13 protein-coding genes are annotated in these 14,164 nt (G+C 49.6%); 7 read left to right on the top strand and 6 right to left on the bottom strand.

The annotated features are described in order from the left end of the window. Positions 1-2 precede the first annotated feature (2 nt). The 5 genes from ACO0LN_RS24080 to ACO0LN_RS24060 all read left to right on the top strand — a co-directional run bounded on the left by ACO0LN_RS24080 (position 3) and on the right by ACO0LN_RS24060 (position 5,116). Positions 3-839 carry a substrate-binding periplasmic protein gene (locus tag ACO0LN_RS24080; protein WP_422978229.1) on the top strand — a complete coding sequence of 279 codons (837 nt, stop codon included), beginning with the start codon at positions 3-5 and terminating at the stop codon, positions 837-839. Positions 840-863: 24 nt separating this feature from the next. Next, positions 864-2,858, top strand: a complete 1,995-nt coding sequence (locus tag ACO0LN_RS24075) for an ATP-binding protein (protein ID WP_422978227.1) — start codon at positions 864-866, stop codon at positions 2,856-2,858. 48 nt (positions 2,859-2,906) lie between these two features. Further along, the gene (locus ACO0LN_RS24070) at positions 2,907-3,623 is read left to right on the top strand and encodes a pseudouridine synthase (RefSeq protein WP_422978225.1); all 717 of its coding nucleotides are present in this window, start codon (positions 2,907-2,909) and stop codon (positions 3,621-3,623) included. 132 nt (positions 3,624-3,755) lie between these two features. Then, complete coding sequence (locus ACO0LN_RS24065; protein ID WP_422978223.1) at positions 3,756-4,370, top strand: ParA family protein; 615 nt, start codon at positions 3,756-3,758, stop codon at positions 4,368-4,370. A gap of 137 nt (positions 4,371-4,507) precedes the next feature. After that, the gene (locus ACO0LN_RS24060; protein WP_422978221.1) at positions 4,508-5,116 is read left to right on the top strand and encodes a lysophospholipid acyltransferase family protein; all 609 of its coding nucleotides are present in this window, start codon (positions 4,508-4,510) and stop codon (positions 5,114-5,116) included. 44 nt (positions 5,117-5,160) lie between these two features. Here the strand turns inward: ACO0LN_RS24060 and ACO0LN_RS24055 are convergent, their stop codons facing one another. Then, positions 5,161-6,246 (bottom strand): acyltransferase family protein, encoded by a 1,086-nt coding sequence (locus ACO0LN_RS24055; RefSeq protein WP_422978219.1) that lies wholly within the window; start codon positions 6,244-6,246, stop codon positions 5,161-5,163. Positions 6,247-6,576: 330 nt separating this feature from the next. Between ACO0LN_RS24055 and ACO0LN_RS24050 the strand changes: the two genes are divergently transcribed. Then, positions 6,577-7,227 carry a flagellar basal body-associated FliL family protein gene (locus ACO0LN_RS24050; protein WP_422978217.1) on the top strand — a complete coding sequence of 217 codons (651 nt, stop codon included), beginning with the start codon at positions 6,577-6,579 and terminating at the stop codon, positions 7,225-7,227. 58 nt (positions 7,228-7,285) lie between these two features. Here ACO0LN_RS24050 and ACO0LN_RS24045 read toward each other — a convergent pair whose 3' ends face one another. The 4 genes from ACO0LN_RS24045 to ACO0LN_RS24030 all read right to left on the bottom strand — a co-directional run bounded on the left by ACO0LN_RS24045 (position 7,286) and on the right by ACO0LN_RS24030 (position 10,557). Then, on the bottom strand, positions 7,286-8,161 hold the full coding sequence (locus ACO0LN_RS24045) for an EF-hand domain-containing protein (RefSeq protein ID WP_422978215.1): 876 nt from the start codon (positions 8,159-8,161) through the stop codon (positions 7,286-7,288). 100 nt (positions 8,162-8,261) lie between these two features. After that, positions 8,262-9,281, bottom strand: coding sequence for an ATP-binding protein (locus ACO0LN_RS24040; protein ID WP_422978213.1), 1,020 nt, complete (start codon positions 9,279-9,281; stop codon positions 8,262-8,264). Continuing rightward, a complete protein-coding gene (locus tag ACO0LN_RS24035) occupies positions 9,278-10,069 on the bottom strand; it encodes a response regulator (protein WP_422978211.1) in 792 nt (263 codons plus the stop codon). Before ACO0LN_RS24035 ends, ACO0LN_RS24040 begins: the two co-directional genes overlap by 4 nt. A gap of 2 nt (positions 10,070-10,071) precedes the next feature. Continuing rightward, positions 10,072-10,557, bottom strand: coding sequence for a CinA family protein (locus ACO0LN_RS24030; protein WP_422978209.1), 486 nt, complete (start codon positions 10,555-10,557; stop codon positions 10,072-10,074). Positions 10,558-10,946: 389 nt separating this feature from the next. Between ACO0LN_RS24030 and ACO0LN_RS24025 the strand changes: the two genes are divergently transcribed. Continuing rightward, positions 10,947-11,774 (top strand): HDOD domain-containing protein, encoded by an 828-nt coding sequence (locus tag ACO0LN_RS24025; protein WP_422978207.1) that lies wholly within the window; start codon positions 10,947-10,949, stop codon positions 11,772-11,774. A gap of 64 nt (positions 11,775-11,838) precedes the next feature. Here the strand turns inward: ACO0LN_RS24025 and ACO0LN_RS24020 are convergent, their stop codons facing one another. Continuing rightward, entirely contained in the window at positions 11,839-13,446 is a 1,608-nt protein-coding gene (locus ACO0LN_RS24020) for an NAD(P)/FAD-dependent oxidoreductase (protein ID WP_422978205.1), read from the bottom strand. Positions 13,447-14,164: the final 718 nt, after the last annotated feature.

The raw sequence follows: 14,164 nt of genomic DNA, 5'->3' as shown, positions 1-14,164 counted from the left end.
CCATGAAGCTTGATACTTGCGAAGCCAGTCCTTCAAATAATGTCCTGTTGCAGCTGTTCTGCTGTGCGGCATTGTTGTTGATGGCAGCGTTTAGTTCAGCAGCGCATGCCAATGAGTCTTGCAAGAGCCTGTTGGCAACTGGTAATCCTGAATATCCACCTTATCTGTGGCGCGATCCTGAAGATGAAAACCGCCTGATAGGTGCAAATGCAGAGTGGATGCAGTTATTGTCCAAAGAAATTGGCATACCTATAGACATTAAATATGTAGGCCCATGGGGAAGAGTGCAGGAAGAGGCCAAGCTGGGACGTGTAGATTTGCTGGCAGGCGCATTTTTTACCCTGCCAAGACTGGAATACATGGATTATTTCTACCCGGCCTTTCGTGAAACACGGACGGTCATCTGGACCCGAAATAATTATAATTTGCCATACAAGAAATGGGCTGACCTTGCTGGCAAGCAGGGTGTCACGGTGATTAATAACAGCTTTGGCGAAGACTTTGACCGTTATGCCAAAGAGTCACTGAAGATTTCCATGGTGCCCAGCCTTGAGCAGGCTTTGAAGATGCTCAGCCTGTCCCGTGCTGATTACCTGATTTATGAAGAAGACCCAGGCCTGGCCTATGTCGCCAAGCTGAATATCACTGGCTTGAAAACCGTTACGCCACCGATTACAAACGAAAATTTATATTTGACCCTGTCCCATAAATCAGCCTGCAATACGCCGGAGATGCGTGGCCGTATTGCCAAGGCAGTGTACAAACTGGACAAGCAAAACGTGATGAATAAACTCATCGCGGCAAATATACAATTGTGGCGCAAGCAACAATTGAAGTAACCGCTGCAAATAACAGGTAAACCATTGCGTACACTCTCCCTCCGACAAATTCTTATTATCGGCGTTGTAGTTGGCATCGTATTGCCCGCGATTGTTTTGGGGCGCTTTCTGGTGCAGGACAGGTATGAGCGGGAGTTGCAACTGCGTGTACGCAATCCCATGTCGCAATATGCCGATATGCTCTCACGCGGCATGGCAGTGCCGGTCTGGACGCTCGACAAGGCGGTCGCCAATCAATTCATACAAGCCGTCATGCGCAACCCCGAAGTGGTCAGCGTCGAAGTGCTGGACGAATCCAGGTCCGTCTTTGCCTATAGCAGCAAATTCAAGAAAGAGGGCGCCAAACTATTGCGCGAAGAACGCCCCATCCTGCTGGAGACCAAGGTCATCGGCAGTGTCATGCTGGAGCTGACTACCGAGCACATAGAAAAAGAACTATGGGCAGACTTCCTGAAGCTGGGGGTGGCCTTGCTGGTGCAGGTCGTGTTTTCTTTTATCCTGATCTGGCTATTGTTTGAGCGCCGTATTGTCAGGCCTATCATGGAATTGCAGTTGGCGACCGGGCGGCTGGCGCGTGGCAAACTGGATCAGCCGCTGGAATGGGAAAGACAGGATGAAATTGGTAATCTGGCGCAGGGCCTGGACAAGATGCGCCTGAACCTGGGGCGTTTGATTACGGAGCGCGAAGCGCAAAATATCACCCTGCAGCAAGAACTCAACGAGCGCTTACGCGCTGAGCAGGCCCTGAAGGTGACCGAAGAGAAGTTCATCGGTATTTTCCAGGCATCACCCGTTGCCATGACGGTACTGCGAAAAAGCCAGCACTACAGCATGATCGACGTCAATGATGCCTGGGTCAGGCAGTTTTACTGGTCGCATGATGAAGTTCTCGGGGACAACGAAACGCAGAAAGCGCTGTGGCGCAACGAAGCTGATTTCGCGGAGATATTACGCATCATAGAACGCGATGGTGAAATCCACGATTATGAAGCCTGGCTGACTTGTGGTCAGCAAGAAAAAATCATTCTCTGCCAGGTGTCGGGGCGTATGATCAGGCTCGGTAATGAACCCCTGATTATCCTGGTGCAGGAAGACATTACCGAAAAACGCCAGAATGAGCAGGAAATCCGCAATATGAATACCACGCTGGAAAGGCGGGTCTCTGAACGCACCCAGGCGCTGGAAGCGGCCAACAGTGAACTGACCATCGTGCTTGAAAACCTGCAACGCGCCCAGCGCGAATTGCTCAGGACAGAAAAAATGGCGGCGCTGGGTTCCCTGGTCGCAGGTGTTGCACATGAGCTCAATACGCCCATAGGCACCAGTGTTACCGTAGCCAGCACGCTCGCCCAGCACACCGATGCTGTAATGGTTGAATTTGACAAAGGCTTGCGCCGCTCTGTGCTGGAAGAATATTTAAGAAATGCCAAGACCGGTGCCGATTTACTCTTGCGCAATCTGAGCAAGGCATCTGAACTGGTGATCAGCTTCAAGCAGGTTGCGGTCGATAGAACCAGTGCCAACCGCCGCGTCTTTGCGCTGGATGAAATGTTGTCTGAGTTGATTCTGACCATGGGGCCTACCATACGCAAGACCCGTCACGATGTTGTTCATAGTGTCCCGCCCAAGCTGATGATGGATAGTTATCCGGGGCCATTGGGCCAGGTCATGACCAATTTGATCAACAATGCCTTTATCCATGGTTTTGATGGCGATTATCGCGGTACAGTCAGTATCACGGCGCGTATTTTTGATGAGAGTTTCGTCGAAATAACCGTGCGCGACAATGGTAAAGGCATACCAGAAAGCAATCTGGGGCGCATTTTTGATCCCTTCTTCACGACTCGTCTGGGTCTGGGAGGCAGTGGCCTGGGTCTCAATATTGTCTATAACCTGGTGACGGGTATTCTGGGCGGTAATATCGTGGTTGAGAGCGATGTCGGCAAGGGAACCTGCTTTAAAATCAGCTTGCCGCTGGAACCAAAGATGGCCGACGAAGATGTCGCCGAGGTTCATTGACAGTACGGACACTAGCGGGGCGAGTACTACATCTGATAAAGTCGCGGCATGACAAAATTAAGCTTAGATAAAATCCTGCAGTCGCAAGGATTTGGAACCCGCAAATATTGCCGCGACCTGGTAGAAGATGGTGAAGTTACCATCAATGGCGAAGTGATACGCAACGTCAAAACAAGTTTTGAAACTCAGGGTTTGCAATTTCATATCTTTGAAGAAGACTGGGAATACCGCGAGCGCGTATATATCGTCCTCAACAAACCGGCTAACTTTGAATGTTCGCGCAAGCCCAGCCATCATCCCGGCGTATTGACACTTTTGCCTGAGCAATTCAGCTGGCGCGATGTGCAGCCTGTAGGGCGGCTTGACCATGACACGACCGGCATGTTGCTGATGTCTGACGATGGTCCATTTATCCATGCGCAATCTTCACCCAAACGTCATGTGCCCAAAATTTATCAGGCCACCACCGCTGAGCCGGTGACTGAAGAGCTGGTAAATTTATTACTAAAGGGTGTCAAGCTGCACGATGAACCAGAGCCATTGGCGGCCATACACTGCCAAAAGCTGGGGGAACATCTGCTCGAAATCGTGCTGGAGCAGGGCAAATACCATCAAGTCAAACGCATGCTGGCAGCCGCAGGCAATCATTGTGCTGCCTTACAACGCACTGCCATAGGTAAATTGACACTGGCCTCACTGGAGCTGGAAGTGGGCGAGTGGTGTTATCTGACTCCTGAGCAGCTGGATTTACTGGTGCCTGCCTGAACATTTTGACGGTGTTGACAGGTTTCAGATGGTGTTGTGTATGCTCTGATCAGATGAAGTCTTGCTATCTTCTGGTTAATATGGATAATCTGATCAGATGCTGTAGTTCTTACACTGTCAAAAGGAGCGGACATGCCTGTCATTGCAATTGTCAATCCCAAAGGGGGCGTCGGTAAAAGCACGGTGGCTACCAACCTGGCTGGCTATTTTGCTGCGCATGGTCATAAAGTCATGCTGGGGGATACCGATGTGCAGCAGTCTTCCCGCACCTGGTTGACATTGCGACCACAAAATCTGCCGCAAATCCAGCCCTGGGATATTGCTGACGGCAATGTCCTGAAACCGCCCAAAGGCACTACCCATGTTGTGCTCGATACTCCCGCTGGACTGGTAGGCAGCAAGCTCGACATGGTGTTGAAATCCGCCGATAAGATCATCGTGCCCTTGCAGGCATCGATTTTTGATATCCTGGCCACTGAAGAATTTTTGAAAAGCCTGTCCCAGCATAAAAAAAATGGCTACCAGATTGGCATACTCGGCATGCGCGTAAATACCCGCAGCAAGGCAGCCGAGCAGCTTGAGCACTATGTGGGGCAACTCGGCTTGCCCGTCCTGGGTTTTTTGAGGGATACACAAAACTACATACAACTCGCGGCCCATGGCGCCACCTTGTGGGATGTTGCTCCATCCAGAGTGGAAAAAGACTTGCCGCAATGGCAACAAATCGTGAGCTGGGTCAAGACTTGATAGCCCGTTTTGATATCGCTTTCGTTAATTAATCTAAAAAAAGCCGATATTTAGTTCCTATAGTTGCTACTGCTCACTATAATGCCGCTTGCTTGAAGAGAAGGCAGAATTCTCTTTTCTTATCAAAGACTTACGGCATGCATCTTACCATTTTTGAAACTCCCATCATTAATACCTTCATGCGCTGGTTGTCCGTCATAGGACTCAAGTTGGCTGGCTGGAAGGTCGAAGGTATCGTTCCTGTCGAGCAAAAATACGTCCTGATCGCTGCTCCGCATACGAGCAACTGGGATTTTCCTGTGACTCTGATGGTGTGTTTTGCCTTGCGTCTGCGCGTTTACTGGATGGGTAAGTCCAGTCTGTTTCCGCCAGTATTGGGACATATTATGCGCTGGCTGGGCGGTATTCCGGTCGACCGTAGTAAATCTGGCAACTTGGTGCAGGGTACGGTAGATGCCTTCCATGCCAATCAAAGATTGACTGTCATCGTGCCACCTGAGGGTACCAGGGGTAAGGTCAGTCATTGGAAAACAGGGTTTTACTATATCGCATTTGGTGCCGGTGTGCCGATCGCGCTTGGTTATCTTGACTTCAAACGCAAGGCAGGTGGTATAGGCAAAATGTTTGCCGTGAGCGGTGATATTGAAGCCGATATGGTACAAATACGTGAGTTCTATTGCGGCATCTCAGGTAAGAATCCACAGCAGTTCGATGAAGGCAAAATACAGGCAAGATCGCATGACTGAGCAAGTGCAGCACTACTGACACGGATTCGCGTATCAGTACAGATTCAAGGCTCTTGCTGGACAGGATTTTTCTGGGCATCCTGAGCGTCTATTACCAGTCCCGCTGGCCTGTTGGCCGCTTGAGGGATCAGCAGCCACGCAAGTGGAGCAAGGATCAGGCGCTTGGTCAGGGTTTCAGTTTTTTCATGCGCGCATACCCATGTGATAGCCATGGAAACCACAACTGAAACCGCCAGGGCTACAGTATTTTCATGCTTGAAAATGGCGCGCAATACACCAGTTTCTTGCAATATGATTAATGCCATCCCATGCCACACCAGCACATAAATAGAACGTTTACCTATCTGTGCCATACGCAGGTCTTTTTGCGCCAGCAAATACAGGACGGACAATCCGATTACCGTTGAGACTGCATACTGCAGTAACTGATACATGCTGCCCGTCAGGTTGGCCATTTCCAGTCTGTGCAAAGAGTAACTGCCATAGAACCAGCGGTAATCAAAATCACTCTTCAGCATAAAAGCAGCAATGAATGCAGCGATCACTACTGCCGCACTGATCACCAGTCTTTCTTTTTTCTTCACATTGAATATTTCAGGGCCAAGTTTCCAGCCTAACAAGAAGTAAGGGAAGAAGACCAGAGTACGTGAGATGCCGAGGAAATAGCCTGCATGCTCAGAATAGCTGCCGGCCAGAGACAGGGCAAGCGCGAGCATGACGCCAAATTGCATGCGCGAAAATAATGGCAGTAACAGGCGCCAGCACAACAAACTCAGCAAATACCAGAGCATCCAGTAAGGCGCGACCAGTCCAGCATAGACACTGCCTGTACCCTTCAGGGCGAATTCGGTTGCTTCATAAATAATCTCAAAGCCTATCAAAGGCACCAGCACTGTCGAAATCAGCTGCGTGGCATTTTTATCATCCCAACTGGCCTTGGAAAACATGCCTGACATCAGGGCAAACATGGGCATGTGGAAGGAGTAAACAAAAATCCAGATGGAACGCAAAACATGATCTTCGCCCACGTAAATTTCTATCAGATGGCCAAACACGACTAAAAATATCAAGACAGCCTTGATATTGTCTATGCTGGTATTTCTGATTTTGGGAGTTGTGGGATTGGTCATGCCTGTCAAGCTAGTGCGGGGGAATGTCGTCATGATAGCGAAGTTGGCTGGCTATTTACACCCTTAGTTTGTAACGAAGCATTTAAATTCCGGTATCCGGGTTACATTAACGCAATGCGGGTAGTAGAAAGTGGATTGCAAAAAAACAGCATCAACATGCCATAAAAACAAAATTTGAAGCTGCATTTTTTTCGCCAGCTTGCCTTGGAATTTGATGAATTTGGGTAAAATATGGGCTATGCTTTCCATTCTTTAAAATTTCCACCTGGAAATTAAATGCACGATCAGTGTGTTGAGTGTATGGACATCTGCAAGCTATAAGAGGTAGTTATGTCTAAGGATAGGTCAAAGGCCAGCTTGCTCAGTGCACAGCTGGACTTTGAAGCGATAGATGGCAGTGAACCCCAAAAAACAGGCAGTGCTCTGGATTTTGAGGCAGGACAAGCTACCTCTGCCGTCCAGGCAAAGGGGGCAGCGGCTAAAATTAGTACCGGCCCCAGTTCTGCGATCAATGCTGCGTCGGCATCCATCTCCCGCACAGCGGCACTTGCCAAAAAGACATCGAAAAAGCCTGGCGCGGCCAAAGATCGTTTTGGCCTCTATGCGGCCATCATCGTGTTGTTTGGCTTTGCAATCTTGCTGGCGATTTTTTTCTATATCCGTAGTGTAGGCAGCAATGCAGCCGGACTCAGCTATTATGTCTTGCCGCAGCAAGTCGCCAATCTGAATGGGCAAGTGGTGCGTATGCAAGTCACAATACAAGTCCGCACTGAGGATAAGGAATGGTTATTTGAAAACAAGAAAATATTGACGAGTATATTTCAAATCGAATTTGCCAAGATTGATCCTGACGATTTGCATAGTGAAGAAGGCTTTGACACGGTCAGGGCGCAACTCAAATCCGGCTTGAATTCAGCCCTGCAGACTGACAAGATAGAGTCTGTGCTTATCAATGAGTTATTGATGCAGAACCGGGAATAGTAAGTAATCTTTTGGCTATAAAACATCAAGGCACATGATTTACATGTGCCTTTTGTCTTTATGCGCTGACGGAAATACTTTGACTGCTGGCGTTGGCTGGTGGTGAACTATAGGCACGCAATAACTGCAGCGCTTTGTTGAACAGGGCTGCATCGGTATTGGTACTGCTGCTACCTGTCACCGAACTGGTCGTACCATCCGATGCGCTGCCAGTGCTGCCAGAACTGCTGCTTGTGCTGTAGCTGCTTGTACTGGTAGTGGCGGTTGGACTGGTCGTGGTGGACGTGCTGCTCGTCTGTGTAGTACTGGCTTTTTCCAGGTAGGCCAGGGTTTCCTGCAGACTGACCTTGCCATCCTGGTTGGTATCGGCAGCGTCAAAATTCTGCGCCACCTGGCTCAGTGCTGCACCGGCGCTGCTATTGGTTTTCCCCACTTCTGTCGATAAGTCCGTCAGCTGGGTTTTATCCAGGCCCTGGTCGCTACCTTCACCACCTCCTGGTGGCGGAGGTGGGGGCGGTCTCGATCCTTCTGCGCCTCGGGTGCGTCTGGCATTGAATTGTGTTTCCAGGGCATCGCCGAGTTTTTTGATGCCATCGCTAAACTCGCTTTTGGTGACCTTGCCATCGCCATCACTATCGAGTTTTTTGAACAAGTCATTGATGCTGGCGCTATTGCCGCTGGCATTGGCAGAACTTGTGCTGCTGTCACTGCTGCTAGTGCTGGCGGTGCCAGTCGTACTGGTAGATGTCGATGATGCAATATTGCCAAAAGCACTTTCCAGATCCGAGACTTCAAGATAGCCCTGGTTCTTGGTGTCAAGCTTGGAAAACACATTTTCCGCTATCTTGCTGGTATCACGTTCGCGTCTTTGGGTGCCGCCAGTTTGCGGGAAATAGCTGCCAGAACTTCCACTTACTCCAATGATGCTGCTCATCGCGCTCTCCTTCAGTCATGCGTTGTCGTGATCTGAAGTGTCGCATCCACATGTTGCCTGCTTGTGTCAGCTTTGTATCGGCTTTGACACAAAGAGGAGCTCAGTTCCTTGGCAGGCGTAATTCCACCATCAAGCCTTGATTGCCTGGGCGGTTTTTTAGTATCAGGCTGGCCTGGTGGCGTCTGGCGATTTCCCTGGCAATGCTGAGCCCCAGGCCAACACCACCAGTATTTCTATTTCTGGAAACAGCCAGGCGGACGAACGGGGCGAATACCTTTTCCAGTTCAGCTTCTGGTATGCCAGGACCCTGATCCTCAATAATGATTAACAATTCATGTTGGCTATCATACAAACTGATCAGTGCAGTTTTGCCATAGGCAATCGCGTTTTCCAGCAGATTGCTGATACAGCGTCTCAGTTCATTCGGCAGAGCCATCAGAGGGCGGGCCTCGCCATGCATGCTGACAGCTTTGCCTTCATCCTGCATATTATCGACAATGGCGGCCGCCAATGATGTGACATCCAGCATTTGCGCAGACTCTTCGCTGCCACGCAGGTAATTCAGGGTAGCGTCCAGCATAAGGCGCATTTCTTCTACATCGTCGAGCAGTTTTTCACCTGCTTCATTGTGCAGTTGCTCTATGCGTAGTTTTATACGTGTCAATGGCGTACGCAAATCGTGGGAAACCGCAGCCAGGAAGCGTTCCCTCTCTTCCATTTGCTGGAACAGGCGTTCTTGCATCTGATTAAAGACCCGGGCACTCTGGCGTGCTTCTGCCGGCCCTGTTTCTGGAATCGCCAAAGGTTCTTTGTGTTTCCCCAGCTTGCTTGCCGCTTCTGCCAGTTGTTGCATGGGGCGCGCCAGACTGCGCGAACCTGCCCAGGCCGCGATCGCCAGCAAGAGCAATTGTATGGCCATGCTCAGGCAAAAACCCAGGAAAGGGCCATGCAAGATGCCACCCGGATGATGTTGTGGCATATGCGCTGGTGGGGGCGGTGGACGGTGATCACCCAGAAAAACAAATAGCAGGATAAAGGTGATGATGTGACTTATGACTACCGCAGCCATGGCCAGGCCAAACAGGCGGCTGAAGATGGTATCGCGCAGCAGCTTGTTCATGGCACGCTGGCGTTAAACAAATAGCCTTCGCCACGTATGGTTTTTAATAGGGCAGGGTGGCGGGGATCATCCCCCAGTTTTTGGCGCAGGCGCGACACCAGCAAGTCTATGCTCCTGTCAAAGACTTCAGTCGATTTGTTGTGCGCAAAATCGATCAACTGGTCACGGCTGAGTATCTGCCCCGGTCTTTTAAGAAAGGCCAGCAAGAGCCTGAATTCTGCATTTGACAGTGGAACAATCAATTTATCGGGACTGCACAATTGTCGCGCCGGCAAATTCAATACCCAGGCATCAAAGCGTATTTCTGTCGCTCTGCTCTCCGTCGCTTCTTGCGTTTGTTTTGCCGATGTATGGGCGCGTCTGGTGACGCTTTGTATACGGGCGACCAGTTCACGGGTATCGATGGGTTTGATCAGGTAGTCGTCAGCGCCTGATTCCAGACCCTGTATCTTGTCGGCAAATTCACCGCGGGCAGTCAGCATGATGACTGGTGTACTGGCATGGCGGCGCAGCTGGCGTAGCAGGCTCAGGCCATCTTCACCTGGCAGCATCAAGTCCAGTAAAATCACATCAAAATTATGTGACTGCAGTGCCGCACGCATGGCCACGCCGTCTTGCACTGCAACACAACTTATATCAAATTTCCCCAGGTAGTTGCTGAGCAAGGCTGCAATTTCTACATCGTCATCGACCAGCAAGATATGCAGGCGACTACCATGCGCGGCCAAACCTGATCCTGATGACTGATGCTGAGGCGCATCCACAGTTGCCGGCAGTGCAGTCAGCAATTTTATAACTCCTTGATATACCTGAGTAATTTATCCAGGGCATGAACGACAGTTTGCTCCCTGACTGATTTTCTGTCACCTGCAAATACCAGCCTTTCGGTATGGGGGATTCCGCCGACTACCCAACCAAAGCAAATGGTTCCTACAGGTTTGCCAGGAACAGCTCCGGTAGGCCCGGCAATGCCAGTGGTGGATAAGGATAAATGGGCTTCAGAATTAGCCAGGGCACCTTGCGCCATGGCGGCGGCAATTTCTTCGCTGACTGCACCATGTTGAGCTATCAGCGCTGCTGGTATGTCGAGCAATTCCGTCTTGGACGAATTGGAATAAGTCACAAAGCCACAATCAAACCATTCTGACGACCCGGCAATTTCTGTAATGGCATGGGCAACCCCGCCACCCGTGCAGGATTCGGCGATGCTAAGTATCAATTTCCTGGATTTGAGTTCTTCACCGACTTTTGTTGCGAGTTCTATGGCATTTTGCATGATGCGTCTCCTGGCTGCTGGCTCTGACTGGATGAACTGTTCCAAAACCTGTCCTACATTACTCTAAACTACTTTACCACCATGTACGCACTGAAGTGAAGCAAAGAAACAAGTCAAAAAGTAAGCTGACACGAAAGTAACAAATTACATTTGCGCATGTAGAAAAGTGTCGTGTCAAATATTGTTTGAGACTTCAATTGTTAGCAATCTTGAGTTAAGCGCTGCAAGCAACAAAAAAGCATTTCTGAAAAACCAATATCAGAGTATGATTTTTGATAGCAATGCGCATTCTTCCTGTTTGTTCAGGGAATTTGCTGAAGGTGTATCAATTTCCGGAAATAATAAGAGACATAGACCTCTTGTATCTACATCCCCAAAGGAGATGCCCTATGAAAATCGAGAATCTGTTTCAGCAGCAAAATGCTTTGCCATCGATACCCAAAGTCGTCCAGGAAGTCATCGACAGTTTTAATAATGACGATGTCTCCATAGACGAGATTGCCCGCAAGCTGTCTGCAGACCAGGTCCTCAGCGCAAAACTGCTGCGCCTGGCAAATTCTTCTTATTATCATGCATCAAGGACCGTCGGTTCGGTTGATGATGCTGTGCTGATGCTGGGTTTCATGACCGTACGTACTTTGGTGGTCAGCAGCGGTTTAACCAGCGGTTTCAAAGCTATGCCTGGGGTAGATCTGAAGCAGTTCTGGCGTTATAGTCTGCATACTGCTGTCGTATCAAAATGGCTGGCCAAAAAAGCCCATTGCAATTCGGACTTTGCCTTTACTGTTGGTTTGATGCACGCGATAGGCCAGTTGGTTATGCATGCAGGCATGCCAGAGCAAATGCTGCAAGTCGATAAAACTGCCGGTCCTTTGGACCCACGCAGGCCAGATGTCGAGCGCACATCCTTTGGTTATGATTTTTTTGATGTGGGTGCTGAGTTGTCCAAGCGCTGGCGCTTCCCTGACACGTTTGCCACTGCCATCAAGGCTTGCGGCGAACCACTGCAGCAATCAGAGTTTGATCAGATAGGTGCGGTCGTTCACATTGCTTCCTGGTGTGCAAGAGGAGAGGAAAGTCATTATTCGAAAGAAGAGCGCGAAGCCACTTTCCCAGTAGAAATAGCAAAAAAACTGGGTATCAAGCCAGAGCTTATTCTTGAAGAAATGCCGCCGTTGGCAGAGTTGAGCGCGGGGCTGGAAGATCTTTTAGGTTAAAGCATCTGCAAAAAATGGCAAAAACGAATTCGTTTTTGCCATTTTTTATATCTGCTTCATTCTTTTAAGTGTTTGCTTGGATGTCAAGGGCAACTGCTTCCGCAACCCGGATACCATCTACTGCCGCAGACAAGATACCACCGGCATAGCCAGCACCTTCACCTGCCGGGAACAGGCCTCGGGTGTTCAAGCTTTGCAAATCGTCGTCATTACGCTTGATACGGATAGGGGAAGACGTGCGGGTTTCCACACCAGTCAAAATTGCGTCCTTCATTGCAAAGCCTTTGATCTTTTTCTCAAACTCCGGCAGGGCTTCGCGTATGGCTGTGATCGCAAATTCAGGCAGTACCGTCGCGAGATCGCACAAGGTAATGCCAGGTTTATAGGATGGCTCTACCGTACCCAATTCGGTGGATGCGCGCGCCGCCAAAAAGTCGCCAATCAATTGGCCAGGCGCATTATAGTTACCACCACCAACTTCATAGGCCTTCTCTTCGAGCGCCCTTTGCAAATCTATGCCCGCCAATGGATTGCCAGGATAATCTGCCGGCGTAATGCCAACAACGATAGCCGAATTTGCATTGCGCTCATTGCGCGAATACTGGCTCATGCCATTCGTCACAACACGGCCAGGTTCAGATGTCGCAGCCACAACCGTCCCACCAGGACACATACAGAAGCTATACACAGAGCGCCCATTTTTGGCGTGATGCACCAGCTTGTAATCTGCCGCACCCAATATCTTGTTGCCTGCGTTCGGGCCAAAGCGCGCCTTGTCGATGACAGATTGTGGGTGTTCTACACGGAAGCCGATAGAAAACGGTTTTGCTTCTACATACACGCCACGATCCGCAATCATCTTGAATGTATCGCGCGCGCTATGGCCTATCGCCAACACAACGTGGGCAGTCTCCATATATTCACCATCATTCAGTTGCACACCCTGAACCTTGCCATCAACGATATCGATGTCCGTCACTTTTTGCTCGAAGCGTATTTCGCCGCCGAGCGCCTCTATATTCTGGCGCATTTCTTCTATCATCTTCACAAGACGGAAGGTGCCTATGTGCGGCTTGCTGACATACATGATCTCTTCTGGCGCACCGGCCTTGACGAACTCGGTCAATACCTTGCGGCCATAATGCTTGGGGTCCTTGATTTGGCTATATAACTTGCCATCAGAAAAAGTACCGGCTCCACCTTCACCAAACTGCACATTCGATTCTGGTTTCAATTCACGTTTGCGCCACAGGCCCCAGGTATCCTTGGTGCGCTCACGCACAGTCTTGCCGCGCTCCAGCACGATAGGGTTAAAACCCATTTCCGCCAGCAGCAGCGCAACAAATAAGCCACATGGCCCAAAGCCAATCACAACCGGGCGTTTAAATGGCTTGCCATCCGCATGCGTGACAAACTTATAGGTCGTATCAGGCGTCTCGGATAATTTCGTGCGGTTTCTGTGGCTGGCCAGCAAGGCAGCTTCATTCGTCGTCTCTACATCTATTGTGTAGATCAAAATGATCGCGGTCTTTTTACGCGCATCATAACTACGACGGAACACCGTAAAATTAATCAGTTCTTTTTCTGTTATCCCCAATTCCTTCAGCACGGCTACTTTCAGCTCGTCTTCGGCATGGTCAAGCGGGAGTTGTAAATCGGTAATGCGCAACATAAATTCGGTCCGGATAACACTAATGACAAATGATCTGCATATATATACATAGGCAGATGTTGTGTTAGTGGTTTGATGAATCCGCTATTTTACCCGCATGTGCATTGATATACGGATTTCCTTGTGAGGAAAGCCGTTGTTAACCAGGTATGTGAAATCAATTTTGTATTACTGAGAGAATTTTGCAAAGCCGTGCAAACTCCTTCCCTTCAAGGGGATGGGGTCGGGGTTTCACGAAGCATGCTTTGTATCGACAGAATCTAAGCCGCCTATGAGCGGCGCGGTGGAGTGGCAGGGAGGATGAGTCGTGATGCCCGTTCACAGACATATCCATAAATAATAAGAAAGCAAAAGGGTGCGCGCAGCGCACCCTTTTGCTTTTCTACAAACGCCCTAAATAATTTACGCCAGGGTATTGCAAAGGGGTGAGGAAGTTTGCTATAGTTCGCCTCCCGCTGAAGAGCGGGCGAGAAGAGAAGCAAAGCCAGAGATTGAGCGGAGAAGTAAATGCTGCGGAAAGATCTGGTGCTGTGAATAGTTTGCAACAGTTTAAGTCGTTCGCAAGAACGAAACAAAACGAAAAGAGTTGCAGGTGTTGACAGCGGCGAATAAGTGCTTCATAATCTCGTTTCTCTGCTGCTGACGCACACAACGCTGCGACGCAAAGCTGGATCAGAAGATGGTCTGGTAGGGTAGAAAAGATTTAGGTTCTTTAACA

It is taken from the genome of Undibacterium sp. TC9W, from assembly GCF_049339865.1.
Taxonomy (GTDB): Bacteria; Pseudomonadota; Gammaproteobacteria; order Burkholderiales; family Burkholderiaceae_D; genus Undibacterium.
Note: the sequence above shows the minus strand (reverse complement) of the source record. Positions and strands in the feature narration are given on the sequence as shown.

Bases quoted from the DNA above. Each gene is read 5' to 3' on its own strand.
- ACO0LN_RS24040 (WP_422978213.1), bottom strand. From the start codon at position 9,281: ATGAACAAGCTGCTGCGCGATACCATCTTCAGCCGCCTGTTTGGCCTG.
- ACO0LN_RS24080 (WP_422978229.1), top strand. From the start codon at position 3: ATGAAGCTTGATACTTGCGAAGCCAGTCCTTCAAATAATGTCCTGTTG.
- ACO0LN_RS24020 (WP_422978205.1), bottom strand. From the start codon at position 13,446: ATGTTGCGCATTACCGATTTACAACTCCCGCTTGACCATGCCGAAGAC.
- ACO0LN_RS24025 (WP_422978207.1), top strand. From the start codon at position 10,947: ATGAAAATCGAGAATCTGTTTCAGCAGCAAAATGCTTTGCCATCGATA.
- ACO0LN_RS24055 (WP_422978219.1), bottom strand. From the start codon at position 6,246: ATGACCAATCCCACAACTCCCAAAATCAGAAATACCAGCATAGACAAT.
- ACO0LN_RS24060 (WP_422978221.1), top strand. From the start codon at position 4,508: ATGCATCTTACCATTTTTGAAACTCCCATCATTAATACCTTCATGCGC.
- ACO0LN_RS24070 (WP_422978225.1), top strand. From the start codon at position 2,907: ATGACAAAATTAAGCTTAGATAAAATCCTGCAGTCGCAAGGATTTGGA.
- ACO0LN_RS24045 (WP_422978215.1), bottom strand. From the start codon at position 8,161: ATGAGCAGCATCATTGGAGTAAGTGGAAGTTCTGGCAGCTATTTCCCG.
- ACO0LN_RS24065 (WP_422978223.1), top strand. From the start codon at position 3,756: ATGCCTGTCATTGCAATTGTCAATCCCAAAGGGGGCGTCGGTAAAAGC.
- ACO0LN_RS24030 (WP_422978209.1), bottom strand. From the start codon at position 10,557: ATGCAAAATGCCATAGAACTCGCAACAAAAGTCGGTGAAGAACTCAAA.
- ACO0LN_RS24050 (WP_422978217.1), top strand. From the start codon at position 6,577: ATGTCTAAGGATAGGTCAAAGGCCAGCTTGCTCAGTGCACAGCTGGAC.